Genomic DNA, 22,055 nt, shown 5'->3' with positions numbered 1-22,055 from the left:
GGCCATGCTCATGAGCCACCTGCTCGAAGAGGTCTCACGTGACCACTTCCCCTATCCACCTGCCAGGCCGGAGGAAATCGATGAGTTCGAACAGCGAGTAGGCTGGCGACTGGATCCGGAACTGCGAGCCTTCTATCTGCATTGCAATGGAGCGGAGTTGTTCGAGCGCCTACCGGAAGCCCCCTACCTGCTCCTGCCGCTGTCCCAGATTGTCCGGGCGCGGGTGGCAATTCTCGGCAAGCGCAACGATGATGACGAACACGGCCCCGCCTCAATGTATGCCATCTGCGATGTGCAGGACAGCAACTATGTCCTGGTGGACGTGAGCCACCAGGAAAACGGCCGTTATCCCATCGTAGATGGCTACCACGAGATGTTCCCAAATCCAGACTACTGCAAGCAGATCGCCAGTTCCTTCTCCGAGTTCCTGGCGGGTGCATTGCGAAGCACGGGACGCCAGTTCTGGTTGAAGCAGTACACGAAGTGAGCACCCCGGCCCTCCTCGGCCGGGGCAGTGCGGTCCTCCACGGCCAGCCGTGGAGGCTAGCGCGGAGTGCCGTGCTCGTCCCGATCCGGCAGTCCGAGCTCCCGCGCGGCCTCCTTCATCATGCGCTGCCGCTCCGCTTCCGGGAGGCTGTCCTCGCTCCGGTGCGGGTTGGCGCCCACGTCCTCGGCCAGACCGCTCCCGCGCCAGCTCTCGGCGGGGGCGCTGCTCCCGATGTCCATCCCGAGCGGCGGCGTCACGTGCCCCGCATGGAGCCGGGGCGAGCGCAACGTCTCCACGGCGGCGAACACGTCCACGAGCGTCACCCCGGTGACCGCGGCGGTGATGGCGCCCAGCCAGCCCTTGTTCGAGAGCGGGAGCCGGAAGGCCACGCCCAGGAGCGAGAGGTCGAGGGCATCACCCGCGATGCGGGCCCAGACCCATTCCCGCCGATGCGGCTGGAGCAGCAATCCCAATCCGCTGGCGATCTTCCGGAGTCCGAACACCCGCATCAGCCCGGCGTGGCGCTTCGAGACACCCATGAGGCGACAGAGGCCCTTCGGGAATGTCAGCTCCGTCAGTCCGATTCCCAGGCTCACCCATCCGAGAGTCCACGGCAGCCGCTCACTCTTCATCGAGGACGTCCTCCCTCGACCAAGGTGAGCCCCCTCGCGCGGCCGGAACAGCCCCGGGGGCTGGCGCTCGTGCCCACCCGTACCCCGGGCAGGCGAGCTGACGCCTTGTCGGGCACATGACGAGCGGCCGGGTGGAGGACCGCGCCCTTCATGTAGACTCGGCGGCCCTGAGGGTCCCGCACATGGGCGAAGACAACAGCCTGCTCGAGCCCGGGGGGCTCCTGGACAACCGGTACGAGGTGGTGCGCAAGCTCGCCGCGGGCGGCATGGCCACCATCTACCTGGTGCGCCACCTGGGGCTGCACAGCCTGCATGCGCTCAAGGTGCCGGATCCCCGCATCTTCCACAGCGCCGACGCGCGCCACCGCTTCACCACCGAGGGCCGCATCCAGGCGCTCCTGCGCCATCCGCACATCGCCCAGGTGACGGACATCGTCATCAGCCCGGTGCCGGGCCTGGTGATGGAGTACGTGGAGGGTGGCACGCTGGAGGATCTGCTCGGCCAGAGCCCGGGCGGAAGGCTCGGCCTGCCCGCGCTGCGGCAGATCTTCCTGCCGGTGCTGGACGCGATGCAGGAGGCACATGGCCACCGGGTGGTGCACCGCGACCTGACACCCAGCAACATCCTGCTGGCGCAGGGGCATCAGGGGCGGATGCATCCCAAGGTGACGGACTTCGGCATCGCCAAGGTGACGCAGGACGAGCCGGGCGAGAAGTACCGCACCCGGACCGGGGTGCTCCTGGGGACGCGGCCGTACATGAGCCCGGAGCAGATCGGCGGAGCATCCGACGTGGATGCACGCACGGACATCTTCGCCCTGGGCGCCATCCTCTACGAGGCGGCCACCGGGCGAGTGGCCTTCGACGCGGGCAGCGACTTCGAGATGATGAAGCGCATCACCGAGGGCAACTTCACCCCGCCCGAGCAGGTGGTGCCCGAGCTGCCCGAACGCCTCTGCCAGTGCATCCGCGAGGCCATGGCGGTGGATCCGTCCGCGAGGTTCCAGGACTGCGCGGCCTTCCGAGCGGCCCTCGAGCAGGCGCTGGAAGAGCCGGTGCCCAAGCCAATCCCCCAGGAGACGGTGGCGCCCGCTCCCGCCCCCGCTCCGGTCCCGGCGCCAACCGCTCGCAGCCGGGGGCGCACGGTGGGGCTGCTCGTGCTGGGCGGCCTGTCGCTCCTACTGCTCGCGGGTCTGGCCTCCACGCTTCGCAACCTGCACGACCTGCGCGGGGACAACGCGCGCCTCCAGTCGCGCTACCAGACGGAGCAGCAGGACACCCGGCGCCTCAAACAGGAGCTGGACATCGCGAGGAGCCAGGCCCGGAGCTCCGAGGCGCAAGCACGGGATCTCCAGGCGAGGAATCAAGGCGCCCTGCAGCAGCTCCAGCAGAACGAGCAGCTCAAGGACGAGCTCCAGAAGTTCCAGCAGCAGGCATTGAAGTTCCTGGAGATGACCCTGCTGGACACCGCCGTCAGCAACACCCTGCGCGTCTCCCGGGTCGTCAGGACCTGCAACAAGACGGGCATGGTCTTCTCGTATCAGTACATGGACGATGCGGGGAATTGGTCCGAGACGCTGGTCCTCGAACCGAGGCAATGCCTCTCCCACTGGTTGCCGGGCTACCATGCGCAGGTCCCGGTGAGGCTCACCTCCCTGAGGGACAACCTCACCGTGGAGGACAAGGCGCTGGCTGGCATGGTCGTCGGACGGATGCCCGATACGGATGCGGACTGGAAACCCTGGGAGAACCAGCTCGTTCTCGACCAGGACCATGGCCTTCAACTGAGGCCCGTCTTCCTCGAGACCGGGCTTCTGGGAGGAGCCTCTCCTGACGAATGACCTCCAGGCCGGGCGTCCCGGCTTCCCGGTCTATTTGTCTCCGAGCAAGGCCTGGGCCCGCTGGAGCAGGCCGCGATAACCCAGCCGGTTCGCTTCCTTCTGGAGGGACAGCGATTCCTTGCGCACCGTGGCGGCCTTCGTCTCACGCTGGAGTTCCAGCCGGAGGACTCGCGCCTCGAGCGCCACACGCTTCATGCCGTCGCGAGCCGCCCGCGTCGCGAGCGCCTGCATCTGCCGCGCCGTCTCTTCCCGTTCCGAGGGCCCGCCGTCCCGCCGCACCAGGGCCGCGCCGGTGAGCTGCACCTCGGCCGCGATGAACACATCCTCGCTGCCGCCCGCGAGGGTCCGGGCACGCTCCAGGGCCTCACGCGCCGCCGAGGATTTCCCCAGGGCCATCAACGCCCGGGCCTTCACCGTGTTCGCGAGGCCTTCCCCATCCAGGCTCTTCAGCGCCGCGTAGGCCGACAGCGCGGACTCCGCCACCGCAAGCGCCTCCTGTGCCCTCCCCTCCTCCAGGGACAGACACGCCAGGCCCAGCTCGGTCTCGGCCACGAAGGCGCCCAGGCCCCGCGCCCGCCGCAACGCCAGCGCGCGCTCCAACTGCTGCCGTGACTGCGCCAGCTCGCCCAGGTCCATCAGCAGACAGCCCAGCTCGTAGCGGCCCCAGGCCTCGGCATAGCCGTCCTCGAAGAGCACCTGGGCCGCATGGCTCCCCTCCTCGAGCAGACGCTTCCCCTCGTCCAGCCCGCCCATGAGCCGCCGCACCATGCCCTTCAGGATGGTGCTGGTGTTCATGTCGGAGAGCCGCCCGCGCTGCCGGAAGAGCTCCACGGCCCGGCTGGCCCGCTTCAACCCCTCGGAGAGCTGACCCAACCGGCAGCTCAGTCCCCCCGCGCACAGGAGGGCCTCGGCCTCCAGCGAGATGCCCTTGATCTCCCGGGCCGCCTCGATGGCGGAGACGAACACGCGCTCGGCCTCCAGCAGCCGGCCCGTGTCGATGAGCGCCATGGCGTGCACGAGCATCGAGCGCGCCGCGCCGCCCCGGTCCCCTCCCGCCAGGAACAGCCGCTCGGACTCCTCCAGCAGCTCCACGGCACGCAGGGGCTCCCCGAGGTTGCGCGCCGCATAGGCCTCCATGATAAGCGCGGAGGCGGCGAGCTGGCCCTGGCTGGACTGCTGCGAGCGGGACACCGCCGCCTCGGCATGCCGCCGGGAGGCGATGAAGTCCGCGGTCGCGCTCGTGGCCACCGCCGCGGCCAGCTCGATGCGCGCGTCCTCGCTCAAGGGAGGTGGGAGCCGGCGCAGCGCCTCCAGGGTGGACTGGGCCTCCCGGTTCTGCCCCGCGGACACCTGCGCGAACACCAGCGCGGTGCCGTACTCCACGTTGTCCGGGAAGAACTCGAAGAGCGTCCGGTAGGCCTCGATGGCCTGGGGCCACTCGGCCTGGGCCTCGTGGTGGCGGGCCGAGACCAGGAGGCGCTCCTCGCGCGAGAGGCTCGAGGACAGCTCGAAGGCCCGGCGCGCGGCCTCCTTCGCGGCCTCCTCCTGGTAGAGGTACTGGAGGGCGGCGGCCAGCGCCGAGTGGGCGGGGGCGAAAGACGGCTCGTGCTTCACCACGCGCTCGAAGCGCTCCACGGCGGTGGCCGCGTCATGGTTTCGCAGGGCCGCGAGCCCCTCGGCGTAGAGCCGGGCCGCCTCGGGCTCCGCGGGCATCGCGCTGCGCACGCCGTGGGCCTGCTCGGTGGTCAGCGGCGCCAGCCCCAGGCGCTTGCGCAGGGCGGTGCCCACGCGCGAGACGAGCTCCAGCAGCTCCCCCTCCGCGCCCACCTCCGTCAGGTGGGCCAGCGTCTCGCCGGTGGTGGCCTCCTGCAGACGGAGGTTGAGCCGCAGCCGCGCGGACTCCTCTTTCCCCTGCACGAGGTACGCCCCGGTGAGCACCAGGTCCACGCCCGAGTGCGCGCGGATGCGCTGCAGCGTGGCCGCCGCGAAACCCTCCTCGTCCGGCAGGAGGAGATCCCTCCGCATCTGCACCACGCCTTCCCCGGGGAGCAGGCGGAGCTGTTCCCCCATGGCCAGCTCGGCGGAGAGCAGCTCCGCCAGGGCGGTGGACAGCCAGGACAGCTCGGCCCTGGCCACGAGGTTGCGGGGGGCGAGCACCGCCACCACCCGCCGTGCCAATCGCTGACTGCCCGTGCTGCTCGGCTCCGGGGAAGGCGTCGGGGGAGGCCGTTTCCTCGCCGCGGTGGGCTTCTTCACGAGGGCCGGGGTGGGCTCGGCCGCGACACCGCCACGCGACAGGGTGGCCGTGCTCCGCGGCACCTTGGGGGACTTCCGATCCATGGCTCGGCGAATGCTCCCGTCACAACGGACGGCGGCACACTAGCATGTGACCCCGAGTCCCGTGACGCTCACCCGCTCGCGGGTGCCTCCCCTCCAGAAAAGGGCGAGGCCCCGGGCGCGGTGGACGTTCCACCGGACCGGGGCCTCGCTTGCGACGTGGGAGCGCGGTTACTTGCCGCCCACGCTGAACACCTCGACGGAGGCCTGGTCGGTGTTGCTGACGCCCGCGGTGGCGAGCACGCGGCCATCCTCGAGCAGCGTGGCCGTGTGGCGGTAGCGGTCCACCTCGAGGCTGCCCGCGGGGCACCAGGTCCCGGTGGCCGGGTTGTACACCTCGGCGCCCTTCTGGATGCCGGTGGCCTGGTGGTAGCCGGCGATGGCCAGCACCTTGCCATTGGGGAGCAGCGTGGCCGAGTGGAAGCGGCGCGGCGTGCTCATGCTGCCGGTGGCCGACCAGGTGCCCCGGGCCGGGTCATACAGCTCGGCCGAGGAGCTGCTGGCGATGTCCCAGCTGCCACCGCCCGCCACCAGCACCTTGCCGTTGGGCAGCAGCGAGGCCGAGTGGAAGCTGCGCGGCGTGCCCATGCCGCCCACGGACGTCCAGGCGCCGGTGGCCGGGTCGTACAGCTCCGCCGAGGCCAGGGTCTCGTAGGAGTCGTTGCCACCGCCCGCGATCAGCACCTTGCCGTTGGGGAGCATCGTGGCCGTGTGGTCGCGGCGGGCCGTGCCCATGTTGCCGGCGAGCGAGAAGGTGCCCGTGGCCGGGTCATACAGCTCCACCGAGCTCAGCGCGGCGCCGGAGGTGTCCTCGCCACCGGCGATCAGCACCTTGCCATTGGGCAGCAGGGTGGCCGTGTGGTGGGTGCGGAAGACGACCAGGCTGCCGGTGGGCTTCCAGCGGCCCAGGGCCGGGTAATACACCTCGGCGGTGGCGAGCGTGACGGGGCACGTCCCACCTCCGGCGATGAGCACGCGCCCATCCAGCAGCCGCGTCATCGTGTGGTAGTGGTGCGTGGCCAGCGTGTCGCCGGTGCGCTTCCAGGTGCCCGTGGCGGCGTCATACAGCTCGGAGGTGGTGTTGAAGCCACCCGCCACCAGCACGCGGCCGTCCTCGAGGAGCGCGGCGGTGTGCAGGATGCGAGGCAGCGCCAGACTGCCGGTCTTCTCCCAGGAGCCCGTCACGCGGCAGACGGCGGCGGCGCCCGGAGCGTTGGAGCGGAAGTTGTTGAGGCCCGGGGTGAGCCAGTTGGCCACCGGGCGCGCCGGGATGGTGCCGTCGTCGTTGACGTTGGTGACGGAGTAGGCGTGCTGGTTCCAGATGCCGCGCGTGCCCACCCAGGCATTGTCACGGTCGCCGTACACGCGGATGCCGTTGAAGCCCGGGGCCGCGTGGTTGTTCTCCACCACGATGATCTCCGCGCTGCCGTCGGCGTCCACATCCACCACGAGGGGCAGCTCGTGCGTGGTGCCGGAGCTGTGACGGGTCTGCCAGCGCAGCGCGCCGGTGGCACCGTCGAAGACGCGCAGGTAGAGCTCGTCGGCGTAGATGACCTCGGTCGCGCCATCCGCCTCGAAGTCGAAGGTGGTGGAGGTCGTCTTGCCGGAGCTGTACTCCTGGATGGTGTGGGTCCACTTCACGGCGCCATTGGCCCCGTAGACGGTGTAGTTCCAGTCACCCGCGAGGCCGATCTCCAGCTTCCCGTCGCCATCGAAGTCCGCGATGTTGGGCGGGCCACCGTGGCCGGGCTGCGTGGGGAAGGGCTGCCCCGGATCGGTGTAGTGGACCGAGCGGGTCCACAGCAGCTTGCAGTCGTCGTCGAGCAGGCTCACCTTGCCGTAGCCCGCCACGGCGATCTCCGCCGCCGGATCCTCGTCGAAGTTGGCCACACCGGCGAAGCCCTGGGGAATCTCCGTGTTGGCGCACTTGAGGCGGCCATCGGCGCGGTAGACGGCGCGGCCGTTGATGACCTCCTGGATGCCATCCTGGTCGATGTCCGCCGCGAAGGAGACGGGGCCGGTGTACAGCGCGCCGCCCATGCCATCCGAGCCCACCCACTTCAGCGCGCCCGTGTGGCTGTAGACGCGGTTGCCGTCGAGGATCTCCACGGTGCCGTCGCCCTCGAGGTCCGCGAGCGAGGGGCCACCCCACTCGTTGTAGTCGTAGGCGTCCGGAGCCGAGCGGAACTTGAAGGTACCGTCGTTCTCGAAGCAGATGATGCCGCGGCCGTTCTCGGGGATGCCGCAGATCTCCACCTTGCCATCGGCGTCGATGTCACCAGCGGCGATGCTGGCGGCGGGCTTCACGCGGGCGGAGGCATCCACCGCGGTCCACAGCTCGCGCCCATCCTTGCCACTGATGGCCCGGAGCACGCCATTGCTGTTGCCGTTGCCGCCGTTCTCGTTGGTCCGGTTGTAGTAGTCGCCGTCGAAGGTGCTGAAGACGATGTCCGGGACGCGGTCGCCGTTCACGTCCACCACCACGGGCGTCATCATCACCTGCTTGTGCGCCGGGAGCACCGTGCTGCCCTTCCACTCGAACTGCAGCTCCGCCGCGAGGCTGGCGGCGCTGGGAGTGCTGGCCGGGGCGGGGGTGCTGGGGGTGACACCGTCCGAGGGAATCCCGGTGACGGTGCCGGTGGTGGTGCTGGGGGTGGACGACGGCAGCGCCTCGGGCGGTGCCGCCTGGGCGAGCTGCTGGCCCGTGGGTGCCTGTCCTGACTGTTGCTCGTCGAGCACGCCACTGCACGCCGACAACGCCAGTACCGCCGAGCCCATCAGCGCGCATCGGGCGCCAGCGGATCTCCACGTCCAGCCGGGGGTCCTCATCTTCATGTACGTCCCTCTTTCTCGATCGGCCAGGGGTCTGCGCTCCACACGCAGGAAGGCCGGGCGCAAGCATGTAAGAAGAGACACGTCCCTTTCCACGTCAAAACCCGAAAACTAGACGTGATCCCATGGATGTCTTTGTGTGCCTGGACACCCACACGCGCTCTCGGCGGCCCGAAGATTTCTCGAAACCTGTGAGCCGATTCACAGCCTCACGCGCCGAGGCCTCCTAGAAATGAGGACGTGATGGGCACGGTGGGGGGACCCGGGACACACCGGGAAGCCGAATGTGCGCCGTTGTCACCCATCCATGGGAGGGAGATATGCAAAGCGCGCAAGTCTCGTGGAACCAGGCTCCGATCGACTGGCAGCACGACTGCGGAATGCGGATGTCGCACTGCACGCCGCAGGACACCGCTCGCGGGCTGTTCCTCAATGGAATGCTGAAGTCCATCCGCGCGCTGGCCGGGGACGCCGTGGCCAAGCAGTGCCTGGAGGCCAGCGGGCACGAGCAGCTCGTGGACGTCTTCAACTACCCCGCCACGCTGCAGCTGCAGTTCCTGTCCATCGCGATGCCCGCGCTGCTCGCCCGGAGCGCGAGCCACGAGCAGGCGATGCGGAAGCTGGGCCGAGATGCGGTCATGGACTTCCTGGGGACCACGGCGGGCCGGATGCTGCTGACGCTGTCGGGGAAGGAGCCGAAGCGGCTGGTGGAGAGCCTGCCCTCGGCGCACAAGGCGTCCGTGAGCTTCGGGACGCAGGTGGTGGAGTGGATCGGCCCGAAGCAGGGCCGCGTCATCCTCAAGCGCGAGCTGATGCCGCATGCGTACTCCGCGGGCATCGTGGAGATGCTGCTCGAGCTCGGAGGCGCGACGCGGGTGGCGGTGAGGAGCCGGCAGGTGGGGCGGCTCGACAGCGAGGTCACCTTCACCTGGGACTGAGTCCCGGCGGTACCCGCTGAAGCAGTGCGGACGGTGGCGGCTGGAGCGCTCCCGGGCGAGTCGTGCGAGACTCGCCCCGAGGAGCGCTCGCCATGAATCTCATCACCCTGTCCATCCCCCTCTTCTTCCTGTTGATGGGCGTCGAGTGGTTGTGCGGACGCCTCCAGGGCCGGCGCGTGTTCCGGGGGCCGGATGTGTTCGCGAACCTCTCGCTGGGGTCCGCGCAGACGGTCTTCACCACGGTGGCGGTGGGCCTGCTGGCGGGGGCGTACCTGGCCGTCTACCAGCACCGGCTCCTCGACATCTCCGCGTCCTCGGCGCTGGCGTGGTTCGTCCTGATGTTGGGCGTCGACTTCGCCTACTACTGGTTCCACCGCGCCTCGCACCGGATGAACCTGGCCTGGGCGGCCCACGCTCCGCACCACCAGAGCGAGGACTACAATCTGGCCGTGGCGCTGCGGCAGGGGCCATTCCAGCCGCTCGTCTCGCGCTTCTTCTATCTGCCGCTCGCGTGGATCGGCTTTCCCCCGGCCATGTTCGCCACGGCGGCGGCGCTCAACACGCTCTACCAGTTCTGGGTGCACACGGAGCTGATCGGCAGGCTCGGGCCGCTCGAGTGGGTGCTCGTCACGCCCTCGCACCACCGCGTGCACCATGCCTGCAACGGCCGCTACCTGGACAAGAACCATGGCGGCATCCTCATCCTCTGGGACCGGCTGTTCGGCACCTTCGAGCGCGAGGAGGAGCGGACCACCTACGGCACGGTGAAGCCGGTCCGCACGTTCAACCCGCTGGTGGCCGCCCTGGAGCCCTTCGGTGAGCTCGTGGCCCGCGCCAGGAAGGCCCCGCGTGCGCTGGACAAGCTCAAGGTGTGGTTCATGCCGCCCGAGTGGACTCCGCCAGGAGTGGAGGCTCCGGCCGCGGAGTCCGTTGCGGGCCGGCCCCGGTTCGAGGTGAGCACCTCACGCAAGGTGGCGATCTACGTGGGCGTGGTGGGCGTGCTGACGCTGGCCGTCACGGTGCTGTTCCTCGTCCGGAGCCGTTCGCTGTCCCAGCCGGAGCGGCTCGCCTTCGCGGCCTGGTTCCTCGCGTCGCTGGGAGGGCTGGGCGGAGTGCTGGAGGGCAAGCGCTGGGGCCCGGTGGTCGAGGCGGTGCGGCTCGCGGCGGCACCGCTCGTGGTGGCCGTGCTCTGAAAAAACAACGGCCGAGTCCACTGGAGGAGCAGTGACGAGGGCCTACGTGTGATGATGCAGACTCTCCACGAGGTACGGATCATGGCGCGCGATGAGCGGCACCGAGCCCATCGTCCGCGTCACCGTCAACACGAACAGCGCCCCGAGCCCCAGCAGCCCCGCCGCGTCCCACACGCCGACACCCGCGGACTCGGGCATGTTGGCGGGGGAGATCATCAGGTGCAGATCCAACCACCGGCCCGCCAGCATGATGCCGGCGACGAAGCACAGGTGTATCGGGTTGCGCTTGGCGGGCTTCGGCAACAGCAGCACGAAGGGCAGCGCCCAGTTGAGCGCCAGGTTCAGGTAGAACAGCGGCCCCCAGCCCCCGTGCATCCGGTGGATGAAGTAGACGGTCTCCTCCGGGATGTTCGAGTACCAGATGAGCAGGAATTGCGAGAACCAGAGGTAGGCCCACAGGGTGGCGAAGCCGAACATCAGCTTGCCCAGGTCGTGCAGGTGGCTGGTGTTGATCTCCTTCATCAGCCCCGAGCTCTTCATCAGCACCACGGCCAGGGTGATCGCCGCCACGCTCGACTCCAGCATGCCGGCGATGTTGTAGAGCCCGTAGATGGTGCTGAACCAGTGCGGCTCCAGGCTCATCAGCCAGTCGAAGCTGGCCAGGCAGAAGGTGATGGCGAACACCACCAGGAACACCGCCGAGGTGGCCACGTTCCGCCGCGTGGGCCTGGGTGAGGCCTCGGAGTCCTGGGCCAGGGAGTTGCGCCGCAGCCGCCAGGTGAAGAAGGCCCAGATGGCCAGCATGACGGCCATGCGGATGGCGAAGCCCGGCGCGTTGAGGAAGGCGGCCTTCTGGTGCAGCAGGTGGTCCGTCTCCATGACGCCAGGGCGGGCCCACAGGTACAGCGAGGGCAGCCCCGCGAGCACCACCAGCAGGCTCGCCCCACCCACGGGCACGTAGGAGGCGAAGGCCTCGGGGATGCGCTTGAAGACGGTGTACCAGCCCGCGTTGGCCACGGAGTTGAGCGCGAGGAACACCGCGCCGCCCAGCGCGAGCGTGAGGAAGAAGAAGCCGTTGATCAACAGGCTGGAGAAGCCACGGGTGGGCGAGAGGGCCAGGCCCGCGCCCAGTGCGGACAGGCCGAGCGCCGCCACACCCATGCACACCCTGCGGACGTTGGGGCCGACGACGATTCCCGAGGAGCTCATGGCGTGTCCTTCCGCGCGGTCCGCGCCGGAGACTGCAGCGAGCGCAGGTAGTGGACGATCTTCCAGCGATCCTCCGGCGACACCTGGGAGCCATGGGCCGGCATCAGCCCCTGTCCCTGGGTGATGATGTGGAAGATCTGCCCGTCGGCGAGGCCGCGGGCGTGCTCGGCCAGCAGCGACGGAGGCCGGGGGAAGCGCGCGGCCACCAGGCCGTCCCCGAGCCCGCCCGAGCCGTGGCAGTGCGAGCAGTAACGGTTGAAGGCCACCTTGCCGCGCGCCAGCACTGGCTCCGAGGACTCGAAGGGATTCTTCAGGTCCGTGGCGGCGCGGGTGGCCTCCTGGGGGCCCGGGCCGTAGTGCAGCGGCGAGAAACCCCGGGGAATGCTGCCCGGCGCGGGCGCCATCAACGTCTTGCCATCGCGCGTGTTGGGGTTGGGCGCGTAGCTGTCGTACGGCACGGAGCTGTACATGTCCGGCGCGTACTCGAGGTTGGGCTGGGAGACGTCCCGCTCGCAGCCCACCTGCAGGGCCGCGGCGAGCACGCCGGTACCAATGAGAAGCCGCTTCACGACGCCACCTCCATCTGCTCCACCTCCAGCGCTCCGTGGCGCTCGAGGAGGGCCTTCACCTTCGCGTCCGACTCGTCCGCGCGCAGGGCCAGCACGAAGCGGTCATCCGTCACCCGGGGCAGCGCCTCCCGCTTGCTGCCGGGGAAGGACTTCGAGCGCAGCAGGAAGGCCGCCACGGTGAAGAGGCCCGCGAACAGCACGGTGAGCTCGAACGTCACGGGGATGAACGCCGGGAATGAGTTGAATGGCTTGCCACCCACGTTGAGCGGCCAGCTCACCACCGACGTGTAGTACTGGAGCGACAGCGCGGACGTGGCGCCCAGCAGCCCCGCCCCGAAGCACACCCAGGTGAGGCGCGAGGACTTCAGCCCCATGGCCTCGTCCATGCCGTGGATGGCGTAGGGCGTGTAGACATCATGCACCGCGTACCCGGCCTCGCGGGCGGCCCGGGTGGCCTCGAGGACGTGCTCCTCGCTGTCGAAGTAGCTGAGCAGGACGGACTGGGACGGGCTCATACCGGCATGTCCTTTCGCACCGCCACGGCCGCCAGGGCCGGGGTGGGCAGGGGCTCCGGCGCCTCGGCCGGGTGCTCGTGCGGAGTCTCGGAGCCGTGGGCCGGGTGGGAAGCATGCTCCGGGGCGTGCGAGCCCCGGGCGAAGGCCGCCACGCTCTTCACCTCGCCAATGGAGATGATGGGCAGCACCTGGGTGAACAGCAGGAACAGCGTGAAGAAGAGGCCGAACGTGCCCACGAAGGTGCCCACCTCCACCACCGTGGGCGTGTACATGGACCAGCTCGAGGGCAGGAAGTCCCGGTGCAGCGACGTCACGATGATGACGAAGCGCTCGAACCACATGCCCACGTTGATGACCAGCGACAGCACGAAGATGGCCGCGGGCGACGTGCGCACCTTCTTGAACCAGAACAGGTGCGGCGACACCACGTTGCACGTCACCATCGTCCAGTACGCCCACGCGTACGGACCGAAAGCGCGGTTCATGAACGTGAACTTCTCGTACGGGTTGCCCGAGTACCAGGCGATGAAGAACTCCGTCCCGTAGGCCAGCGACACGATGCCACCCGTGACGATGATGACCTTCGTCATGTTCTCCAGGTGGCGGAGGGTGATGAGGTGCTCGAAGCCCAGCACCACGCGGGTGATGATCATCAGCGTCAGCACCATGGCGAAGCCGCTGAACACCGCGCCGGCCACGAAGTACGGCGGGAAGATGGTGGTGTGCCAGCCGGGGATGACCGAGGTGGCGAAGTCGAACGACACGATGGTGTGCACGCTGATCACCAGCGGCGTCGCCAGGCCGGCCAGCAGCAGGTACACCGTCTCGTAGCGGTGCCACGTGCGCGACGAGCCGTTCCACCCGAACGACAGCACCTTGAAGACGGCCTTCTTCAGCCCGCCCTTCACCCTGTCTCGCACCGTGGCCAGGTCGGGGATGAGGCCGAAGTACCAGAACACCGCCGAGATGGTGAAGTACGTGCTGATGGCGAACACGTCCCACAACAGGGGCGAGCGGAAGTTCACCCACAGGGAGCCGCGGCTGTTGGGGTACGGCAGCACCCAGAAGGCGTTCCACGGCCGGCCCATGTGGATGACCGGGAAGATGGCCGCGCACATGACGGCGAAGAGCGTCATGGCCTCGGCGGCGCGGTTGATGCTCGTGCGCCACTTCTGCCGGAAGAGGAAGAGGATGGCGGAGATGAGCGTGCCCGCGTGGCCGATGCCCACCCAGAACACGAAGTTGGTGATGTCGAAGGCCCAGCCGATGGTCTTGTTCAGGCCCCACACACCGATACCGGTGGAGACCTCGTAGGTGACCATGCCCACGCCCACCGCGAGCGTGGCCACCGCCAGGGCGAAGGCCACCCACCACATACGGGAGGGCTTGCGCTCCATGGGGGCGCAGATCTCCTCGGTGAGCTGGCCGAGGGTGCGCTCCTCACTGACGAGCGGCACCCGGAGGGTGGAAGTGTGCTGGTTGCTCATTCCGCGCTCCCGTTTCCGGTGTTGCGAATCTTCGTGAGGTACGTCACGGCCGGCCCGATGTTGATCTCCTCCAGCAGCCGGTAGGCGCGCCCGCTCTTCGCCAGCTTCGCCACGTCGCTGTCCGGGTCGTTGATGTCGCCGAAGTGGATGGCCCGCGCCGGGCAGCTCTGCTGGCACGCGGTGCGGATGTCTCCGCCCCGCAGCTCGCGGCCCTCGCGCTTCGCCTCGGCCTTGCCCTCCTGGATGCGCTGCACGCACATGGAGCACTTCTCCATCACGCCACGCGTGCGCACCACCACGTCCGGGTTGAGCACCAGGCGCTCCAGCGGCTCGTCGTGCTTGTAGTCGAACCAGTTGAAGCGGCGGACCTTCGTGGGGCAGTTGTTGGCGCAGTAGCGGGTACCCACGCAGCGGTTGTAGACCTGCTGGTTGAGCCCCTCCGTCGAGTGCACCGTGGCGAGCACCGGGCACACCGTCTCGCACGGAGCGTTCTCGCAGTGCTGGCACATCATCGGCTGGTGCACCACGCGGGGCGCATCCGGCTCGCCCTCGTAGTACCGGTCGATGCGCATCCAGTGCATCTCGCGCTGCCGGAGCGCCTCGTCCTCACCCACGATGGGGATGTTGTTCTCCGCCTGGCAGGACACCACGCACGCCGAGCAGCCCGTGCACGCGCTCAGGTCCACCGCCAGCGCCCACTTGTGGCCCTTGTACTCGTGGCCGGACCAGATGGAGAGCGGGTGGCCACCGCCGTGCCCCCCCTCCTCCTCGTTGCCCGCGCGCGGGTTGGCGAGGAACTCCGCCAGCTCCGCCTCGCGCACCAGCCCGCGCCCCTCCATCGAGGCATGCGTCTGTGAGAGGGCGAGCGGCTTCTTCTCGGGCGTCACCTCCAACTTCACCCCGAGCGCCGCGCGGCGCACCTTCCCGTTCGTAAAAGAGGCCAGGACGAAGGCGTTTTCCCCCACTGCGTTCCCGATACGTCCCACCTTCGTCCGGCCGTAACCCATGGCGAGGCCCAGCGCCCGCGGATGCGTGCCCGGCTGCACCAGCGCCGGTACCGCGAGCGTCTTCCCTCCCGTGCTCACCCGCACCACCTGGCCGTCGCTGATGCCCAGCTTCGCGGCCGTGGCGGGCGCCACACAGAGGTAGTTGCCCCAGGTGGCCTTGGAAATCGGATCCGGCATCTCCTGCAGCCAGCCGTTGTTGGCCAGCGCGCCGTCCCTCAAGCCCACCTTTTGATACAGAACCAGTTCGAGCCCCTCGTCCGCCGCCGCCGTGCCCGCCAGCGCCTCCGCCACGCTCTCGGGGCGGAACGCGGGGCTCTCGGTGGTGGCCGGCTGCGGCAGCACCACCGCCACGCCCTGGCGCACCGCCTCGTCCCAGAAGGCCTGGAAGCCCGTGGCCACGTTCGCGCGCGGGAAGATCTCCGCCTCCCAGCGGGCGCGCAGGAAGTCGTGGTGCGACTGCTCCACCCCGGCCCACTTCAGCAGGGACTCCACCGTGCCGCGCGTCTCGTGCAGCGGCGACACCACCGGCTGGCGCAGGCTCAGCACCCCACGCCGGGGCTCGGCATCGCCCCAGGACTCCAGCGGCGTGTGGTCCGGCGCGTGGAAGCGCACCAGCGAGGCCGTCTCGTCGAGCCGGTCACTCGTGGCCACCGTCACCGCCACGTCCTTCAGCAGCGCCACCAGCGACTCGCCCCGGGGGTGCGTATAGGCCGGGTTGACGCCGTGGAAGAGGACGCCGCCCACCTGCTTCGCCTCCAGCTCCGCGAGCAGCTCGCCCAGGGTCATCGCCCCCGTGTCCAGGGTGATGCCGCCGGAGACGGAGACCGTGGTGCCGGCATTGCCGAGCAGCTCGTTGGCCTGGTTGGCCAGCACCTGCGCGGCGGGCTCGTCACCGCCGCACACCACCAGGGCCTTCTCCTTCGCGGACCACAGCTCGTCGGCCAGCGTGTCCAGCACGGCGGCGTCCACGCGCGGCGCGGGCACGCCCGACAGGCCATCCACCACACGCCCGGCCTTCTGGGCCAACCGCTTCACCAGCCCCGCCAGCGCGGGCACCAGGTCCGACGCGGCCACTGGCACGCGCTTGTCGGCACTCGCACCCGTCAGCGTCATCAGCGGCTCGAGCTGCCAGTGCCGAGACATCTCCCGCGAGCCAGCCGCGTCGCGCGCCGCGCTGTACTGGCGGGTGAAGGCCACCGGCGACACCCAGGTGCCGAGGAAGTCCGCGCCGAAGCTGGCGATGAGCTTCGCCTGATCGAAGCGGTAGTCCGGCACCACGCGCACACCGTGCGTGAGGCGGTGCGCCTCGGCGATGGCCTCCAGCTCACCGGTGGCGTCGTAGCGCACCGTGCGCGCCATGGGGAACGCGGCGAGGAAACGCGCCACGGCGGCCTCGGCGGTGGGCCCCATCACCCACGGGAGGACGAGCCGGATGGCCCTCCCCTCCTCCGCCACCTTGCGCAGCCCCTCCGTGACGGCCTGGTCCAGGCTCGCCCACGTGGACTTCGTGCCCCCCACGGACGGCCAGCGCGAGCGGTTGGCGTCATAGAGGGACAGCACGGACGCCTGGCCCACGGCGCACACGCCACCGCGAGACACCGGGTGCTCCGCGTTGCCCTCCACCTTGATGGGGCGGCCATCGCGCGTCTTCAGCAGCACGCCGCACTGGGCGCTGCACGCGCCGCACGTGGACGCGTACCAGAGGGACAGGCCGGGGGTGAGCTCGTCCGGCTTCGTGAGGAAGGGCACCGCCTTCTGCACGGGGGCGCGCTGGCAGGCCACCATGGCCGCCGCGGCGCTCAAGCCCATCACCTTGAAGAAGTCCCGGCGCGAGCTCGCGTCCGGAGGCTGGGCCGCCACGCCCACGGGCAGCTCCTCGGCGAACTCGTTGCGCGAGCGCTCGAGCACGGCCGGGTCTCCGGCCCGCGCGGCCAGGCTCTGCCAGTATTTGGGGGTCGTCTCGGACATGGTGCGCGTTCCTCAGCGGTGGCAGCCGGAGCAGTCGGTGGGAGGATTCAGGGTGCGGGACGCGGGGGTGGTGGGAGCCTTCACCGTGGGCACCCCGGACGCGGAGGCCATAAGCACACCGGATGCCAACGGCGGCACCGGCGCCTTCGCCTGCGACTCCTGCGTCTGGCGGTGGCAGTCCAGGCACCAGCCCATGGTCATGGGCTCCGCCTGCTCCAGCCGCACCATCTCCTGCACCGGGCCGTGGCACTTCTGGCACTCCAGCCCGGCGGTCACGTGGTTGGCGTGGTTGAAGTACGCGTGGTCCGGCAGCCGGTGCACCCTCACCCACTCGATGGGCTTGTTCAGCTTCACCGCCTGGGTGAGCTTCTGGATCTCCGGCGAGTCCGTCTTCACCTGGGTATGGCAGTTCATGCACACCCCGGCGTGCGGGATGCCGGCGTGCCGGCTCTTCTCCGCGCCCACGTGGCAGTACTGGCAGTCGATCTCGTAATGGCCGGCGTGCACCGCGTGGGAGAACGCGATGGGCTGCTCGGGCATGTAGTTCTGGTTGTTGTTCACCGGCGTGGTGTCACAGCCGCCCATCGCGAGGGCGGCCAGCACTCCGGAGAGCAGCGTGGCTCGGGTCGGGTCGATCATGGGATGTCTCCGCCTAACCGGCGGTCTCCTCCCGGGCGGACACGAGGCCGGGCGCGGAGGATTCCGAGGCCAGCCAGCGCGTGAGGGGCCAGGCGAGCAGCAGCGCGAGCACCCCGAAGAGGTGCAACCGCACCGTCAGCGGCAACTGGGCGATGAGCGTCGCGTCCGGCTGCAGCGTCACCAGCGAGCGCAGGTACGGCACCACCACGCTCACGTACCAGGCCGAGGCCCAGCGGTACGCCACGGCGATGACGAGGCCATTGAGCACCTCGGCCAGCAGCAGCACCTGGAAGGGCAGCCACGCGCGGGCACCCGCGTCACGGCTCGACAGCCTGCGGGTGATGCTCGCCACCAGGCCCCAGGCCAACATCATCCCGCCGATGAGCCCCACCACCTCCAGCAGGAAGAGGCGCATGGGCGAGCGGATGAAGAGCTGCACCGGTTGCGGCAGGAGGAAACAGGCCGCGTGCCACAGCAGCATGATGGTGGCGCCCACCACCAGGGACACCGCCGCCGAGCCGGTGCCCTCGCGCTCCACCAGGCGCATCACCCAGGCGGAGAGCCGCTCACGGTGGCGCAGCCAGGTGGGAACGCCCACGGCGAGCACCAGCACCAGGTACGGCAGGGAATCGTAGAGGAACGTGTTGCTCACGGATCGCCTCGCTCTCTCAGTCCTTCGCGCGGCCACGGCCGCCCAGGACGATGCCGATGAATCCCAACGCGACGCCCATGCCCACGAAGCCCAGGTAGAAGAAGTCCCGGTCCTTCCGGGGCGGCGTGCCGTCGCGCGAGACGCTCGCCAGGTATGCCTTCACCTCGTACTGCTCCGCGTCCGTCAGCGGTGCCTTCCCGTAGAGCTCCTTCATCAACGGGAAGTCCATGTCCTTGAGCGCGGGCGTCATCTTGCGCTCGCCCAGCCGCGCGAAGGAGAAGGTCAGGTCGCGCGACAGCGTGCCGCCGCCCACCACGCCAATGTCACGCACGTTGTGGCAGCCGATGCACGGCGGGCCCCCGTTGGCCAGCGCCGCCCGGCCCTCGAAGAGCTGACGGCCGTGCTCGATCTGCTCGGGCGTGGCGTCCGAGGCCAGCTTCGGCCCGGTGTCCCCCGGCTGGCAGCTGCCCTTCTCGGCGCAGTCCCGGAAGAACGCGAACAGGCCCTTGCGCTCGTCGTCGGTGAGCTGCTGGTCCGGCATCCGGACGCCGTTGAACTTCTTGAGCAGCTCGTTGGCGATCGGGTCCCCCCCGTCGATCATCGCCCCCGGGCTCTTCAGGAAGGTGGTGACCCAGGACTCCTCGCGGCGTGTCAGCACGCCCATCAGGTCCGGGCCCACCCGGTCTCCCTGCCCCACCGAGTGACAGCTCGCGCAGCGCTGGTTGAAGAGCTGGGCCCCCTCGGGGACTCCCTGCGCCGCCGCGGGCAGCGCGGCGAGCAGCGCCAGCATCGGCAAGGCGGCGACGGCCAGTGCCCGCCCTCGGCGTCGGCTCAGGACGTGTGTATCCATCGCGGAGTGCCCCTCCTCATGAGAGTCCGGACACCTCGCCCGGCTCATCGCGCCGCTTTGCAACCGCAAGGCCAGCGGCCGGGCGGGCCTCACCCCGAGAGGGCACGTGCGTCCACGCGAAGTGTCAGGTGCGCAGCATTTGCGTCCGCGCATTTGCCGCGCGCAGCATTTGCCGCGCGTGCTCCCGGCGCCGTCTCTTCCGCGAGCCCGAGGCGTATCGCTTGCAGTGCTCCGGAGCACTTCCATGAGCACGCACCACCGCCCGGACCCGTCCCCCGCACGTCTTGATCTCGGCTCCCTCTTCTTGGGACCCAAAGGAGAGAACGCCGATACCTTCGAGCGCCTGTTGCTCGAGGCCTTCCGCGACCACGTCTTCTGGCGCCGCAACCTCCACCCCGAAGACGGCTTCTTGATTCAAGAAGCGGAGAAGCGCGCACCGGGCTACGAGGACTCCGTCTCCAGGCTCTCGCAGGAGCTGCTGGGGCTGCTGGGCCAGCTCAAGGGTGGCGTGCCCTCCTTCAGTCCCCGCTACATCGGGCACATGTGCTCGGACCTCACGATGGCGAGCCTCATCGGCTACTTCGCCACGATGCTCTACAACCCCAACAACGTGTCGGCGGAGGCCTCGCCAGTGACGACGCGGTTGGAGCTGGAGGTGGCCGGTCAGCTGGCGCGGATGGTGGGCTACGCGCCGGAGCGGTACTGGGGACACCTCACCTCGGGCGGCACGGTGGCCAACTTCGAGGCGCTGTGGGTCGCGCGCAACGTGAAGTACCTCCCGGTGGCGCTGCGGCACGCCGCGGAGGAGGCCGGCGTGAAGAAGCTGGAGGTGCGGCTGCCGGACGGCCGGGAGACGCGCCTGAGCGAGCTGAGCCTGTGGCAGCTCCTCAATGTGACGCCCGAGGCCGCGCTGGACGCGCTGGAGCGCTTCCGTGCGCTGATGGGAGACGCGGGCCGTGCGCTGGAGCTGGTGACACGCCATTCATTGGCGGGGCTGGGCTACCAGGAGTTCGGCCTCCGGCTGGCCTCCGAGTTCAAGGACGCGCTGCCTCCCGGCGTGGTGCTGGTGCCCTCCACGGCGCACTACTCGTGGGACAAGACGTGCCGGGCGCTGGGCATCGGCGCGCGGCAGCTCATCCACGTGCCGGTGGACACGAACTTCCGCATGTCGCCCTCGGCGCTGGAGGACACGCTGCGCACGCTGGCGGTGCGCCGGCAGCCGGTCATCGCCTGCGTGGCCGTCATGGGCTCCACGGAGGAGAGCGCGGTGGACCGGTTGGATCTGCTCGCGGACATGCGGGAGCGGCTGGGCCGGGAGCTGGGCATGGCGTTCCACCTGCACGCGGACGCGGCCTGGGGCGGCTACGCGGCCTCCATCACGCGGGGAGCGGATGGCGAGCGCCGCACCTACGAGGAGACGCTCGCGGACTACGCGCCGGAGGCCTGGCCCACGGAGGGCGTGTACCGGTCCCTGTGCGCGCTGGAGCGGACGGACTCGGTCACGATTGATCCGCACAAGCTGGGATACATGCCGTACCCGGCGGGCAGCATCACGTTCCGGGACAAGCGGGTGCGAGACCTGGTGTCGGTGGAGGCGCCGTACCTCTTCCACACCGGAGGCCACGAGAGCGCCTACCTGGGCCGCTCCATCTTCGAGGGCTCGAAGCCCGGCGCGGCGGCGGCCGGCGTGTGGATGAGCCACCAGGTGCTGCCGCTGAACGCCAGCGGTTACGGGCGGCTGGTGGGCGAGACGGCGAAGGGGGCCATGGCGCTCCACCGGCGCATCGCGGGCGGGGACTGGGCACCGTTCAAGCTGGTGCTGCTGCCGCCGTCGGACCTGAACATCGTCTGCTTCGCGGTGGGGCACCCGGCCCTGGAGACGCTGGAGCGGACCAATGACTTCGTGGACCGCATCTACCGGGCGCTGAGCGTGGGCCCGGACACGCTGAAGCGGCCGGACTACTACGTGACGAAGACGGAGCTGCGCGCCCATGAATACGGACGCGCGGCCCTGCCCACGGTGGAGCGGCTCGGATTCACCCACGCGGACTACGACCGGGCCGGAGGGGTGGCCGTGCTGCGCTGCACGGTGATGGACCCCTTCCTGGCCTCGCGCCGCGGCAAGGTGGACTACATCCGCGGCTTCATCCAGACGCTCGGAGAGGTGATGCGCGCGGAGCTGGAGGCCGCCCGGCGCCAATAAATCTGTCGAAACTGCTTCTACAATCAGATAAAAGAGGCCACTCACTAAATTCGCAAAACTCAAAAAGGACTTGATAGAATTGACAAGCAACGAAGGCGTCAGAACAAGGCCGGCTGTACTCGTGTTGGAAAACATCTGGTCGGACGATCTTGCAGACTCGACCAGTGTCCGCCCCTTCCTTGAGGGTTGGGCAGCATCGCTCGACGTCAGAGTAGGATTTCGCAGCTACCATGGCCGTGACGATCTTGTGCATTGGCTTAGTGAATTCTGGTCAGCAAAAAGCAATCCCTGGATCTGCTACATTGCTGGGCATACTAGCGGAAACCGCCTCTCTGGACTGACAAGCAATATCAATCTCACCCAAGCATTCTCTAGCGCAATCCCCAGAAAACCCGGCCCACAACTTGATGTTGGCCCCAACCCCAAGGGAGTGCTCCTTGGTACATGCGTAGTTGGGGGAAGAGCGAAACGCCTTGAATTACTGGAGTCGACAGCAAACTCCCTGCAGTGGGTCGCAGGCTACGAAAAAGTTGTTCCCTGGATGGAATCAACTCTCTGCGAACTGCTCTTCCTCACCCCGCCTTATTCACCAGAAGGGCTGGAGGGTGACCGGAAAAGAAGGGTGACGCGCCTGACCTCCCGAGTGGTAGAGGGGTGTTGTTCAGACAACCACCACCAAACGGCAGGAGGCGCGTC

Annotated in this window: 17 protein-coding genes; 6 read left to right on the top strand and 11 right to left on the bottom strand. The window is 69.1% G+C overall.

Translation table 11 applies throughout. The annotated features are described in order from the left end of the window. Positions 1-10: 10 nt before the first annotated feature. Positions 11-487: an SMI1/KNR4 family protein gene (locus AC16DP_RS15560; RefSeq protein ID WP_329734757.1), complete on the top strand. Its 477-nt coding sequence runs from the start codon at positions 11-13 to the stop codon at positions 485-487. Positions 488-543: 56 nt separating this feature from the next. On the opposite strand, the gene AC16DP_RS15555 is transcribed toward AC16DP_RS15560, so the two are convergent. After that, entirely contained in the window at positions 544-1,026 is a 483-nt protein-coding gene (locus AC16DP_RS15555) for a hypothetical protein (protein ID WP_483956736.1), read from the bottom strand. A 275-nt stretch (positions 1,027-1,301) separates the two neighbouring features. Between AC16DP_RS15555 and AC16DP_RS15550 the strand changes: the two genes are divergently transcribed. Next, the gene (locus tag AC16DP_RS15550; protein ID WP_329734755.1) at positions 1,302-2,960 is read left to right on the top strand and encodes a serine/threonine protein kinase; all 1,659 of its coding nucleotides are present in this window, start codon (positions 1,302-1,304) and stop codon (positions 2,958-2,960) included. 30 nt (positions 2,961-2,990) lie between these two features. Here AC16DP_RS15550 and AC16DP_RS15545 read toward each other — a convergent pair whose 3' ends face one another. Further along, positions 2,991-5,300, bottom strand: coding sequence for a hypothetical protein (locus tag AC16DP_RS15545; RefSeq protein WP_329734754.1), 2,310 nt, complete (start codon positions 5,298-5,300; stop codon positions 2,991-2,993). A 168-nt stretch (positions 5,301-5,468) separates the two neighbouring features. Next, positions 5,469-8,132, bottom strand: coding sequence for an FG-GAP-like repeat-containing protein (locus AC16DP_RS15540; RefSeq protein ID WP_329734753.1), 2,664 nt, complete (start codon positions 8,130-8,132; stop codon positions 5,469-5,471). Between the two features lie 317 nt (positions 8,133-8,449). On the opposite strand from AC16DP_RS15540, the gene AC16DP_RS15535 reads away from it, so the two are divergent. Together AC16DP_RS15535 and AC16DP_RS15530 are read left to right on the top strand one after the other, a co-directional pair. Beyond that, positions 8,450-9,067 (top strand): TIGR02265 family protein, encoded by a 618-nt coding sequence (locus AC16DP_RS15535; protein WP_329734752.1) that lies wholly within the window; start codon positions 8,450-8,452, stop codon positions 9,065-9,067. A gap of 92 nt (positions 9,068-9,159) precedes the next feature. Further along, positions 9,160-10,260: a sterol desaturase family protein gene (locus tag AC16DP_RS15530; RefSeq protein WP_329734751.1), complete on the top strand. Its 1,101-nt coding sequence runs from the start codon at positions 9,160-9,162 to the stop codon at positions 10,258-10,260. A 42-nt stretch (positions 10,261-10,302) separates the two neighbouring features. Here AC16DP_RS15530 and AC16DP_RS15525 read toward each other — a convergent pair whose 3' ends face one another. The 8 genes from AC16DP_RS15525 to AC16DP_RS15490 are packed head-to-tail and all read right to left on the bottom strand — an operon-like array spanning position 10,303 to position 19,156. Then, the gene (locus AC16DP_RS15525; protein ID WP_329734750.1) at positions 10,303-11,469 is read right to left on the bottom strand and encodes a hypothetical protein; all 1,167 of its coding nucleotides are present in this window, start codon (positions 11,467-11,469) and stop codon (positions 10,303-10,305) included. Further along, positions 11,466-12,038 (bottom strand): c-type cytochrome, encoded by a 573-nt coding sequence (locus AC16DP_RS15520; RefSeq protein ID WP_329734749.1) that lies wholly within the window; start codon positions 12,036-12,038, stop codon positions 11,466-11,468. The genes AC16DP_RS15525 and AC16DP_RS15520 overlap by 4 nt, the downstream gene beginning before the upstream one ends. Then, positions 12,035-12,553 carry a DUF3341 domain-containing protein gene (locus AC16DP_RS15515; RefSeq protein ID WP_329734748.1) on the bottom strand — a complete coding sequence of 173 codons (519 nt, stop codon included), beginning with the start codon at positions 12,551-12,553 and terminating at the stop codon, positions 12,035-12,037. Before AC16DP_RS15515 ends, AC16DP_RS15520 begins: the two co-directional genes overlap by 4 nt. Further along, positions 12,550-14,040, bottom strand: coding sequence for an NrfD/PsrC family molybdoenzyme membrane anchor subunit (gene nrfD, locus AC16DP_RS15510; RefSeq protein WP_329734747.1), 1,491 nt, complete (start codon positions 14,038-14,040; stop codon positions 12,550-12,552). Before nrfD ends, AC16DP_RS15515 begins: the two co-directional genes overlap by 4 nt. Beyond that, the gene (locus AC16DP_RS15505; RefSeq protein ID WP_329734746.1) at positions 14,037-17,015 is read right to left on the bottom strand and encodes a TAT-variant-translocated molybdopterin oxidoreductase; all 2,979 of its coding nucleotides are present in this window, start codon (positions 17,013-17,015) and stop codon (positions 14,037-14,039) included. Before AC16DP_RS15505 ends, nrfD begins: the two co-directional genes overlap by 4 nt. 12 nt (positions 17,016-17,027) lie before the next feature. Further along, the gene (locus AC16DP_RS15500) at positions 17,028-17,654 is read right to left on the bottom strand and encodes a cytochrome c3 family protein (RefSeq protein WP_329734745.1); all 627 of its coding nucleotides are present in this window, start codon (positions 17,652-17,654) and stop codon (positions 17,028-17,030) included. Positions 17,655-17,667: 13 nt separating this feature from the next. Continuing rightward, positions 17,668-18,306, bottom strand: a complete 639-nt coding sequence (locus AC16DP_RS15495; RefSeq protein WP_329734744.1) for a respiratory nitrate reductase subunit gamma — start codon at positions 18,304-18,306, stop codon at positions 17,668-17,670. A 16-nt stretch (positions 18,307-18,322) separates the two neighbouring features. After that, entirely contained in the window at positions 18,323-19,156 is an 834-nt protein-coding gene (locus AC16DP_RS15490; RefSeq protein ID WP_329734743.1) for a cytochrome c, read from the bottom strand. A 304-nt stretch (positions 19,157-19,460) separates the two neighbouring features. Here AC16DP_RS15490 and AC16DP_RS15485 point away from each other — a divergent pair, with 304 nt between their 5' ends. Both AC16DP_RS15485 and AC16DP_RS15480 read left to right on the top strand, forming a co-directional pair. After that, positions 19,461-21,359: a pyridoxal phosphate-dependent decarboxylase family protein gene (locus tag AC16DP_RS15485; RefSeq protein WP_329734742.1), complete on the top strand. Its 1,899-nt coding sequence runs from the start codon at positions 19,461-19,463 to the stop codon at positions 21,357-21,359. Between the two features lie 121 nt (positions 21,360-21,480). Beyond that, positions 21,481-22,055 (top strand): hypothetical protein (locus AC16DP_RS15480; protein ID WP_483956735.1); only part of this gene is annotated, 575 nt, incomplete at its 3' end.

This window comes from Archangium sp. (assembly GCF_057119385.1).
This window is presented reverse-complemented; position numbering and strand designations above follow the sequence as displayed.

What these genes read in the sequence shown, in the direction of transcription:
- AC16DP_RS15490 (WP_329734743.1), bottom strand. Translation starts at nt 19,156, where the DNA reads ATGGATACACACGTCCTGAGCCGACGCCGAGGGCGGGCACTGGCCGTC.
- AC16DP_RS15515 (WP_329734748.1), bottom strand. Translation starts at nt 12,553, where the DNA reads ATGAGCCCGTCCCAGTCCGTCCTGCTCAGCTACTTCGACAGCGAGGAG.
- AC16DP_RS15550 (WP_329734755.1), top strand. Translation starts at nt 1,302, where the DNA reads ATGGGCGAAGACAACAGCCTGCTCGAGCCCGGGGGGCTCCTGGACAAC.
- AC16DP_RS15560 (WP_329734757.1), top strand. Translation starts at nt 11, where the DNA reads ATGAGCCACCTGCTCGAAGAGGTCTCACGTGACCACTTCCCCTATCCA.
- AC16DP_RS15540 (WP_329734753.1), bottom strand. Translation starts at nt 8,132, where the DNA reads ATGAAGATGAGGACCCCCGGCTGGACGTGGAGATCCGCTGGCGCCCGA.
- AC16DP_RS15525 (WP_329734750.1), bottom strand. Translation starts at nt 11,469, where the DNA reads ATGAGCTCCTCGGGAATCGTCGTCGGCCCCAACGTCCGCAGGGTGTGC.
- AC16DP_RS15535 (WP_329734752.1), top strand. Translation starts at nt 8,450, where the DNA reads ATGCAAAGCGCGCAAGTCTCGTGGAACCAGGCTCCGATCGACTGGCAG.
- AC16DP_RS15555 (WP_483956736.1), bottom strand. Translation starts at nt 1,026, where the DNA reads ATGGGTGTCTCGAAGCGCCACGCCGGGCTGATGCGGGTGTTCGGACTC.
- AC16DP_RS15545 (WP_329734754.1), bottom strand. Translation starts at nt 5,300, where the DNA reads ATGGATCGGAAGTCCCCCAAGGTGCCGCGGAGCACGGCCACCCTGTCG.
- AC16DP_RS15505 (WP_329734746.1), bottom strand. Translation starts at nt 17,015, where the DNA reads ATGTCCGAGACGACCCCCAAATACTGGCAGAGCCTGGCCGCGCGGGCC.
- nrfD (WP_329734747.1), bottom strand. Translation starts at nt 14,040, where the DNA reads ATGAGCAACCAGCACACTTCCACCCTCCGGGTGCCGCTCGTCAGTGAG.
- AC16DP_RS15500 (WP_329734745.1), bottom strand. Translation starts at nt 17,654, where the DNA reads ATGATCGACCCGACCCGAGCCACGCTGCTCTCCGGAGTGCTGGCCGCC.
- AC16DP_RS15530 (WP_329734751.1), top strand. Translation starts at nt 9,160, where the DNA reads ATGAATCTCATCACCCTGTCCATCCCCCTCTTCTTCCTGTTGATGGGC.